At 54.0% G+C, this 10,212-nt stretch carries 8 protein-coding genes; 7 read left to right on the forward strand and 1 reads right to left on the reverse strand.

Annotated features, from left to right (window positions below; all coding sequences use genetic code 11):
• Window positions 1-239 precede the first annotated feature (239 nt).
• Genes ABLN87_RS21615 through ABLN87_RS21645 form a run of 7 tightly spaced genes read left to right on the forward strand, consistent with a single transcriptional unit; the run spans window position 240 to window position 8,689 of the window.
• Window positions 240-989 (forward strand): FadR/GntR family transcriptional regulator, encoded by a 750-nt coding sequence (locus ABLN87_RS21615; RefSeq protein ID WP_353014156.1) that lies wholly within the window; start codon window positions 240-242, stop codon window positions 987-989.
• Window positions 982-2,133 (forward strand): aminotransferase class I/II-fold pyridoxal phosphate-dependent enzyme, encoded by a 1,152-nt coding sequence (locus tag ABLN87_RS21620; protein ID WP_353014158.1) that lies wholly within the window; start codon window positions 982-984, stop codon window positions 2,131-2,133. Before ABLN87_RS21615 ends, ABLN87_RS21620 begins: the two co-directional genes overlap by 8 nt.
• 43 nt (window positions 2,134-2,176) lie before the next feature.
• A complete protein-coding gene (locus ABLN87_RS21625) occupies window positions 2,177-3,436 on the forward strand; it encodes an ABC transporter substrate-binding protein (protein WP_353014160.1) in 1,260 nt (419 codons plus the stop codon).
• Window positions 3,418-4,368: a carbohydrate ABC transporter permease gene (locus ABLN87_RS21630; RefSeq protein ID WP_353014162.1), complete on the forward strand. Its 951-nt coding sequence runs from the start codon at window positions 3,418-3,420 to the stop codon at window positions 4,366-4,368. Before ABLN87_RS21625 ends, ABLN87_RS21630 begins: the two co-directional genes overlap by 19 nt.
• Window positions 4,369-4,378: 10 nt before the next feature.
• The gene (locus tag ABLN87_RS21635) at window positions 4,379-5,221 is read left to right on the forward strand and encodes a carbohydrate ABC transporter permease (protein ID WP_353014164.1); all 843 of its coding nucleotides are present in this window, start codon (window positions 4,379-4,381) and stop codon (window positions 5,219-5,221) included.
• Window positions 5,222-5,232: 11 nt separating this feature from the next.
• Window positions 5,233-6,300 carry an ABC transporter ATP-binding protein gene (locus ABLN87_RS21640; RefSeq protein ID WP_353014165.1) on the forward strand — a complete coding sequence of 356 codons (1,068 nt, stop codon included), beginning with the start codon at window positions 5,233-5,235 and terminating at the stop codon, window positions 6,298-6,300.
• 1 nt (window position 6,301) lies between these two features.
• Window positions 6,302-8,689, forward strand: a complete 2,388-nt coding sequence (locus tag ABLN87_RS21645; protein WP_353014166.1) for a transketolase — start codon at window positions 6,302-6,304, stop codon at window positions 8,687-8,689.
• 101 nt (window positions 8,690-8,790) lie between these two features.
• Here the strand turns inward: ABLN87_RS21645 and ABLN87_RS21650 are convergent, their stop codons facing one another.
• Complete coding sequence (locus tag ABLN87_RS21650; RefSeq protein ID WP_353014168.1) at window positions 8,791-9,582, reverse strand: helix-turn-helix domain-containing protein; 792 nt, start codon at window positions 9,580-9,582, stop codon at window positions 8,791-8,793.
• Window positions 9,583-10,212 lie beyond the last annotated feature (630 nt).

Raw genomic sequence — 10,212 nt, forward strand, 5'->3', positions numbered from 1 at the left:
CCTAGCAGTCGATGACAACTGCACTTTGGCACGTGCGATGCCGGTGGAGCAGGAGCCATCCACCTCATCCGCTATGGGCCGCAAAATGACAAAACCCTGCAAAAACGGGGCTACTGTCTCAGTTCTGACCCAGGCAATACCTCTTAGATTGCCTCGACAAAATAATGTCCGACATTACGGTATATTTTGTCCGACATTAATTGTATTGTTGTAGTTAACTTGATTCGGAGCCACCGCACGTGACAGAAAATTTGCCACCCCAGAAGCAAAGCGATGACGCAGGAAACTCGCTTAAGGAGCTGCCCTCCGGCAGCACCAGCCGGGATGTTCTGGATGCGCTGTCCTCGATGATTGATGCGGAAGGTCTAAAAATTGGCGACCGTCTGCCTCCGGAAGTGGAAATTGCACGCCGGCTTGGAATTGGGCGGGCAAAAGTCCGCGAAGCGCTGACGAGTTGGCAGAACATGGGCATCGTTGTTCGCAACAAGAAAGCCGGAACACGTTTGGCGGCCGAAGTGTCAGCAAATGCGATTCACCTTCCTCTGACATTGAAGCTTGAAGCAGAAAGCTTGTTGCGGACCCACGCTGTACGCCGTCCATTGGAAATCGAAGCGGCACGGCTGGCGGCACTAAACTGTACTGAAGCACAGGGCCGCTTGATTACAGCCCGCGTTGCCGAGCTTATAGCCACACATGCTGCCGGCGAGGATTGGCGTCAGGCTGACTACCGGTTCCACTCATCACTGCATGACGCTTGTGGAAACCCTCTGTTCGGGCAATTGATCCGTCAGATCCAGCAGGGGTTCAACGAGGTTTACGAAGCACCGTTCGGCCAGCCTCATTTGGGTCAGGCGACAATCCCGATACATAGCCAGCTTGCCGAGGCGGTTGTCACCGGGAATGCAGAGGAAGCTGCTCGGATTGTCGGCGAGATCATGGATATGGTCGAAGCGGAAATTCTCCAGATCATGGAGAGCCAGAATGTCTGATCATAGAGACATCGCAACCCTGCTAGCAGCGGTACTGGCCGACTCTGAAGGGGCAGTGACACCTCCGATCGTTCAAACCTCGCTGTTTACGTTCGATAGCTACCAGTGTTTCGAAGACAGGATGGCGGGCCGATCGGATTCTGCAATTTACACGCGCGTGGAAAACCCAACCGTTGCGGCGTTTGAAAAACTTATGGCTCAAGCCGAGCAGGGGGAAGCAGCGGTTGGTTTCGCTTCCGGGATGGCGGCCATTTCTTCAACGCTCTTGGCATTCGTTAAACCCGGTGACCGGATCGCCTGCGTCGAGCATGTCTATCCGGATACATTCCGGTTTTTGGAGCGCATGTTGCGCCCCTTCGGGGTGCACATCGAATACCATGCACCGGAACGCTTTGAGAATGACCCGGATCTTCTTGCTGATGTGACGCTGGCCTATCTGGAAAGCCCTGGATCGGTCGTTTTTGAAGCAATGGATCTGCGTCGTGTCGCTGAACACGCCAAGCGTCACAATGTGCTGACGATGATCGACAATTCCTGGGCCAGCCCGGTGTTTCAACACCCCCTCGCACTGGGCATCGATATCGTCATCCACTCAGCCTCGAAGTATATTTCGGGGCATTCGGACACGGTTGCGGGCGTGGTGGTCGCCTCCCTGGACCATATCGCCCGCATCCGTGATCTGACCCTACCCTTGCTCGGTGCAAAGCTGGCTCCTTTTGAAGCGTTCCTGCTGACGCGCGGCCTCAGGACTTTGAGTGCGCGCATGATGCAACATCAGTCGACGGCCAATATGTTCGTTGATCGCCTAGCAACTGTTCCACAAGTTCGACAGATCAATTCACCCGGCGCCAACGACGTTCCAGGGTTGTCGGGCCGGTCTGGCCTCATGTCAATCGAGTTCGATGACAGTGTCGATATCGCAAAGTTTTCCGATGCTCTGAGCCTGTTCCGCCTCGGCGTGAGTTGGGGTGGTTTCGAAAGCCTGATCCTGCCGGCGCGCGTTGGCTTGGCTCAGGCGGGCGAACAGAATTCAATGCAGAAATTTGGCGTCTCGCCCAATCTGGTGCGCCTGAATCTTGGGCTCGAGTCTGCTGACGATCTATGGGCCGATTTCGCATCAGCGCTCGAGAAAAGTACCGCTTAGAAATGCGATCCCAAGCAGAAATTAAAACCAACAGGAGGAAAACATGAAAAAACTACTAACAGGAATGACAGCTGCTGCCATGCTCATGGGATCGGCTTCGTATGCCGAGACCACACTGAAGCTGGTTGAGGTGATCACAAGCCCCGAGCGTACCGAGGTGCTGCAGGGGATTGTCGACGAGTTTGAGGCCGCCAACCCTGACGTCACGGTTGAGATCGTGTCGCTGCCATGGGGCAGCGCATTTGAAAAACTGGCCACAATGGTAGCGGGCGGTGACATCCCGGATGTGGTTGAAATGCCCGACACGTGGCAGGCTCTCTATGCAGGATCCGACCAACTGGTCAGCCTCAAAGACCATGTAGCCGGATGGGACCACGGGGCAACACTGACCGACAAGACCGTCGCAATGGGCAGCCAAGCGGGTGATCTTTATATGATCCCTTATGGCTTCTACCTGCGGGCGATGTTCTACAACAAGAAACTGCTGGCCGAAGCGGGCGTCGATGCTCCTCCGACAACGATGGAAGAGTTCAAGGCAGCCTCGGCGGCGGTATCCGAGCTTGATGGTAAATACGGGTATTGTTTGCGCGGTGGTCCCGGCGGCACCAATGGCTGGATCATGTTCGCCGCAGCGATGAACGGCACCAACGAATTCTTCACAGAAGATGGCGTCAGCCGCATCAATGAGCCCGGCTCGGTCGAAGGCATCCAGTTCATGATCGACATGTATCAGAACGGATATGCACCCAAGGACAGCGTTAGCTGGGGATTCAACGAAATCGTGGCTGGTTTCTATTCAGGCACCTGTGCATTCCTTGATCAGGACCCTGATGCGCTGATCGCCATTGCCGAGCGGATGCCAGCAGAGGACTTTGCAGTTATTCCGATGCCGGTCGGACCTTCAGGCAAAGCGTTCCCGACCATTGGTTTTGCAGGCTGGTCGATCTTCAACGCGACCGAGCACGAAGACGAAGCCTTTGACCTGGTCGCAGCTCTGTCCTCGCCAGAGGCCAACGCCACATGGGCCAAACGGGTAGGCGTTATTCCGATCCACAAAGGTGCTGATCAGGATCCGCATTTCCAGACCGAGCAGTTCAAAGGCTGGTTCGAGGAACTGAATGGCGAGCAATATGTGCCGACCACAATGCCAACCAACCTTGAGCAATGGGGCTATTTTGGCAGCACGCTTCTGCTGGAAACCAGCCAGGAAGCTTTGCTGGGCCAGCGCAGTGCTCAGGACGTGGCGGATGAGTGGGCAGAGTTCCTCACTGACGAGCACGCCAAATGGAAGGCAAACCAGTGATTGCTCGCGCTCAAAAAACTGTCAGGCCCGGGGAAACCCGGGCGCGACGCTCGCTTTACCTGCAATATATGGTCGAGCCGTTCTTCTATCTGTCGCCCGCGATCCTTCTTATCGGTGCGGTGATCATGATCCCGCTGATCATCGGAATCTCCTACTCATTCCAATCCATTGAGCTGTTGAAGCCTTTTGACTCCGGCTGGATCGGGTTGGAAAACTACGTCGATCTCTGGAGTGATCGCAAGTTCTGGATCGCGATGGAGAACACGCTGTTCTGGACTTTCTGGTCGATCACGTTCCAATTTTTGCTTGGCCTTGGCCTTGCCATGCTTTTGAACACACAGTTCTTTGGTAAGAAGCTGTTTCAGGCCCTCGTTTTCTTACCATGGGCCGTCCCGACCTTTCTCTCCGCGCTGACATGGGCGTGGCTATTCAACCCGGTCATCGGTCCGCTACCGCATTGGCTGGCGGCACTTGGCATTCTGTCAGAGCCTTACAACATCCTCGGTGATCCTAAGCTTGCCATGTGGGGCCCAATCACTGCGAATATCTGGTTCGGCGTGCCGTTTTTTGCCATCACATTGCTGGCGGCGTTGCAATCGATACCCGGTGAGCTTTACGAAGCAGCGGAAGTTGATGGAGCGAGCCCATGGCAGACTTTCACCAAGATCACTTTGCCCTTCCTTGCGCCGATGATCGCGATCACGGTTATGCTGCGGACGATCTGGATCGCAAACTTTGCTGACCTGATCTTCGTGATGACCGGCGGTGGGCCTGCAAATTCGACACAAATTCTGTCGACCTACATCTTCACCACGGCCTTCCGCAAACTGGATTTTGGCTATGCGTCAACCATCGCCGTGGCACTTCTGGTAATCCTTCTGATCTACGCTGTCATCCTGCTCTGGCTTCGTAAGAAGCTGGTCAAGATTTGAGGAGTTGGCCATGTCAGCCGTCAGGAACCCCAACCCCGCATTGATCGTGGGAAAATACGCGGCGCTTGCGTTCTATCTGATCTTTGCGCTGTTCCCACTCTATTGGTTGCTCAAAATCGGATTGACGCCAGATGCGCTGATTTATTCTGAAGGCACCAGGCTGTTTCCAAGCGAGATCACGTTCTCGAACTTCACGACGGTCATTTTCCAAACTGATTTTGTGGCCTACTTTAGAAACTCACTGGTTGTATCCCTAGGGGCAGCCTTCTTTACCACTCTGTTTGCAGCCGGGGCGGGCTATGCCTTTTCACGCTTCGTATTTGCGGGCAAACGGATCATCATTGCACTAATGCTGGTCACACAGATGTTTCCGCTGCTGATGATCATTGCCCCGATCTACAAGATCGTGGCAGACCTCGGACTGCTGAATTCGCTGATCAGCCTGATCGTTGTCTACACCGCGTTTAACATCCCCTTTGCAACATTCCTGATGCAGTCCTTCTTTGACGGCATTCCCAAAGATCTGGAAGACGCGGCAATGATGGATGGATGTTCGCGATTTCAGGCGCTGTGCAAAGTCGTGTTTCCACTGACATTGCCCGGTCTTGGGGCGACGCTTGGATTTGTCTTCACTGCAGCATGGTCAGAGTTGCTGTTTGCGCTGATGCTGATTTCGAAGAATGACGCAATGACCTTCCCGGTTGGCCTGTTGACGTTTGTTTCCAAGTTCTCGGTCGATTGGGGGCAAATGATGGCAGCCGGCGTGCTGGCGCTGATCCCAAGCTGTCTCTTCTTCATCTTCATTCAACGCTATCTCGTGCAGGGCCTCACGTCCGGCGCGGTCAAAGGATAGGAGGCCAGATCATGGCACGTATCGAACTTCGTGACGTTGCAAAACGATATGGATCCGTTGAGGTCATGCGCAACATCGACCTCGAGATCCAGGATGGTGAGTTCATCGTTCTGGTGGGTCCTTCGGGCTGCGGCAAGTCCACTCTGCTACGCATGATTGCCGGTCTTGAGCCGATATCAAACGGCGATTTCCTGATTGATGGCGAGCGTATGAACGACGTGAGACCAAGGGATCGAGACATTGCGATGGTGTTCCAATCCTATGCTCTTTATCCGCATATGGATGTCGCGCGGAATATGGGTTTTTCGATGGAAATCCGCAAAGACCCGCTGGCAGAACGTAAATCAAAAGTCGCCCAGGCAGCGGAAACTTTGGGCCTATCCAACCTGACAGATCGCTTGCCCAAGGCCCTTTCCGGCGGTCAGCGTCAGCGGGTTGCCATGGGCAGAGCCATCATCCGTGATCCGCGGGCCTTCCTGTTTGACGAGCCTCTGTCAAATCTCGATGCGGCGCTGCGTGTCGAGATGCGGCTGGAAATTGCGCGGCTGCATCAAAAACTCAGCGCAACCATGATCTACGTGACACATGATCAGGTTGAGGCTTTGACGCTGGCAGACCGGATCGTTGTTCTGAATGGCGGGGATATCCAACAGGTCGGCAGTCCGTTGGAACTTTATGAACGTCCGGCCAACAAGTTTGTTGCGCAGTTCATCGGTTCACCCACCATGAATGTCGTCCCTGTCACTGGAACCGATACAGGTGTGACCGCCGGAAACGGAGCCGAAATCGAACTTCCTGATCAACCTCTTACTGCACAGGCGAAAGAGCTGGGGGTAAGACCAGAGCATATTGATGTCGTGGACAATGGCACAGGTGATCTTTCGGCCGTGGCTGATGTTGTTGAACATCTGGGCTCGGACACGAACATCTATGCGAATGTCGAAGGCATCGGGTCAATGATGGTGCGCAAGCATGGCAATATCCCCGTAAAGTCTGGCGAACAGCTTGGTCTGCGCATTCAGACAGAAAACGCTCATCTTTTTGCTAATGACGGCACAGCGTTGCGGCGGGTTAGCTGAGATGACGAACGAATTGGAAATTCGCGCAGCGCTTGAGAAAAAGACGCTCTGGCTGTCATCGTGGATGATCCACAATGCCAACCACATTCGCGCCAAGGGCAGGATCAAGGTGGGTGGTCATCAGGCGTCATCAGCCTCGATGAATGCGATACTGAACGCGCTATATTTCGATGTGCTGCGCCCGGAGGCTCGTGTCGCAGTCAAACCGCACGCGAGCCCGGTCTTCCATGCGATCCAGTATCTTCTTGGAAACCAGAGCCTGCAGCAGTTGCAGGATTTCCGTGGTCTTGGAGGCGCACAGCCCTATCCATCGCGCACCAAGGACAAGGATGATGTCGACTTCTCGACCGGGTCGGTCGGGATGGGTGTTGCGATGACGGCGTTTGCCAGCCTAACGCAGGACTATCTGGCCAGCCATGGATGGCTCAACCAGCCCAAAGGCCGAATGATTGCGTTGGTTGGCGATGCTGAGCTAGACGAAGGCAATATCTATGAGGCGCTTCTTGAAGGCGCCAAACACGACCTGCGCAATTGCTGGTGGGTCATCGACTATAACCGGCAATCGCTTGATGGCGTCGTCACCGAAGGGCTGAACGCAAGGTTCCGCGATATATTCCTCGCCTGCGGGTGGGAAGTGATTGAACTGAAATATGGCTCGCTTATGCAAGCCGCTTTCAGGCGACCAGGTGGTGAGTATTTGCGCGATTGGATCGATAGCTGTGAAAACGCGCTTTATTCAGCTCTGACGTTCAAAGGTGGTGCTGCATGGCGCGCACAACTGGAGCAGGATTTCACCGGCAATAACGAGGCGCTGGCGCTGGTGGCGGATCATGATGATGACGCACTGGCGCAGTTGATGGGCAATCTGGCGGGGCACGATGCCGGACTGATATCTGGGACAATGAAGGCCATCGACCACGATCGACCGGTTTGTTTTATCTGTTACACAGTGAAAGGTCATGGGCTGCCCCTTGCTGGACATAAGGACAATCACGCCGGGATCATGACCACGGCGCAGATTGAAGGTCTGCGCGATGATTTGGGGATAGATGCGGGCCATGAATGGGAACGCTTTGCGGGCATCGGTGTTGACCAAGAAGACGTTCAGGCGTTTCTGAATAATGTCCCGTTTAACGCCAAGGGACCCCGCCGCCATACCGCTACCCCGATCAGGGTTGATGAAATGGCCCGGCCAAGGATCAAAAACGTTGCCTCCACCCAGGAAGCGTTTGGGCAGATACTGTCGGCCATCGCCAGTGAAGCTCCGGCCCTCGCCGAGCGGATTGTTACCACATCACCTGATGTTTCGGTCTCTACCAACCTCGGTCCTTGGATCAACAAGACTGGCCTGTTTGCAAAAGCTGAGCAAAGCGATGTGTTTCGCGATCAGGAAATCCCTTCGACACAAAAGTGGCGCAGGCATAGGGACGGGCGGCATATTGAACTTGGCATCGCTGAGAACAACCTGTTCACGTTCCTGGGCGCGCTAGGTCTGTCTCATTCACTATTTGGCGAGCGGTTATTTCCGGTCGGTACGGTTTATGATCCGTTTATTTGCCGCGGGCTCGATGCATTGAACTATTCCTGTTATCAGGATGCGCGTTTCATGCTGGCTGCAACCCCCTCTGGTGTATCGCTTAGCCATGAGGGCGGAGCACACCAATCCATTTCGACACCTCTAATCGGTATGGCACAGGACGGGCTTGCAACGTTCGAGCCTGCTTATGCGGACGAACTTAACGTGATCATGCGTTGGGGGTTCGAATATATGCAACGGGATGGCGCAGCACCGCAGGCTGAACAAAACTGGCTACGCGACGAAAAGGGCGGATCTGTGTATCTGCGCTTGTCCACGGTACCGCAGGAACAAATCGGGCGCGACATGACCGGTGACCTTGCGCAAAACGTGATCGCGGGCGGGTACTGGATGAGGCCCCCAACCGCAACAAGCGCGGTCGTGCTCGCCTACACAGGTGTTGTCGCACCCGAAGCTATTCAAGCGGCAGGACTACTATCCGATGACGTTCGGGACGTCGCTGTATTGGCTGTGACATCCGCAGATCGGCTGAACGCAGGATGGCAGGCTGCCGAGCGCGCCCGACAACGTGGTGACAGCGCGGCGCTTTCACATGTCGAGAAACTGTTCGCCAATGTGCCGCGTGACGCTGGGTTGGTGACCGTTGCCGATGGACATCCGGCGGGCCTTAGCTGGCTTGGCGGAGTGCATGGCCACCGTACCAAATCCCTTGGGGTGGAGCATTTTGGACAGGCTGCAACAGTAGATGACACCTATCATCTGCATGGAATTGACGCGAACGCAATTCTGCATGCGGCGCGAGCGTTGTTGCCAGGGCGCGGTGCACGCTACATCACACCCCTCGCAGGATAAAAAAGATGATCAAAGACCAACCTCTGCCTGTCCGTCGTCAGGGTTTTTGGTGCCAATGGCGCATAAACTCAGAGAGTGTTCGACCATAAAGGGCCCGATATTCAATCTGATTCATGGAACAGCGACTGAATGTAACTAGGCACCTCGTCCAGATTTACTCTGCCGCATCTTCGGGCGGCTCTCAGCACGTGAGATGTCGAGTCCGGTATCTTCTCCAGCGCCCCCTTCACTATCGTTGACCTATCGGGAGATTCCGTTTGCGGGCAATAAAATGTTCCTGAAAAAATATGCGTTGGAAGCGCGCGATAATTCGAAAACGTGCGTTTTTGCAAGTGACCCAACACAAGTATGTTGTCGAACCCGTCAAATGATAACATGCATAGATTTCCCGCGCTCAAGAAAAGGGTGCTATTGCATTCACTATCGTATTCCCAAAGGGTGCCTAATTCGCCAAATTGAGAGGCGATGCGGATCATACTAATTCGCATCTTGTGTACCCCGGCATCTTTTGTGACTTTCCCCAGAAGCACCTCAACCTTTTTACAATCTGAGAACATCTGTTTCCAAAAAAGATAGAAGCCTTCGGGTAGAAAATCTTCCGGAAGTTCAAATTTACGGTGCTGGACTGCGTTACGCATGGACGTGCCGAATGCGAGTTCAGCAAGTTCTTTTTCAGCATCACCTTCTGCGAAAAACCAGTCCAACGGAATGCCAAGTTGCTTTCCTACCAGAGCCAGAAGTTCGGCCCTGGGTACCGAAGTTCCCGCCAGATACCTACTCATCTGGGTTCGGTTTACACCTGCAATATCAGCGAGGTGTTTCGCGGACCCAACTTTTTCAGCCAGAAATCTTAATCGCCCTGCCAGTATTTCTCTTAGTTCGGATTGACGCATGTACTACCCTTATTGCCAGCATCAACTCAGTGTTGAGTGCAAGAAGTTCATTCCAATGCAACGTTGCTGCGGTCAGTTATATTTTTCAGAACTGTCAAATATTGTCGCACATCTGCGTCGCATTCTCTGTTTTTTGTACATCTGAAACACAACTTAACGCCTTCACGAGGCGGTTCAAGAGCGTACAGTCTGACCAAGAAACATGCACTGTGCACTGACAAGAGCGAGTTGCCACTCACCTCAAAACTTCGCTTTGGCGCACAGGGGATAAATAGAGCCTTACCGTTCACTGCGGTTGGTGGGCTCAAGCTTAGTTATGGAGGATTTGCGATTTAGGCGCTGACGTGCTTGGGGTGACCCGCAACCAACACAAATGGATTCGTCTTGGAACAATGTAGTCCTGCCAGGCAGCCTAGGACACCAATTTAGAGAACAGTTCGTTGAAGAACTAGGTGGTCACCTACCACCAACTGATGACTCGCACGCTGACATCACTGCGCCTGAGCTTTTCTATGCCTTTGAGCAGCCTCATCTGACTGGTCCAACCTGATTGTTAGTGCATCATCGGCCTGTAATCCATTGGGATGATGGTTTCAGGTGCTGGCGGGCGATAGCCCAGTGCACTGTGTG

This window comes from Ruegeria sp. SCP10 (assembly GCF_040329495.1).
Classification (GTDB): domain Bacteria; phylum Pseudomonadota; class Alphaproteobacteria; order Rhodobacterales; family Rhodobacteraceae; genus Ruegeria.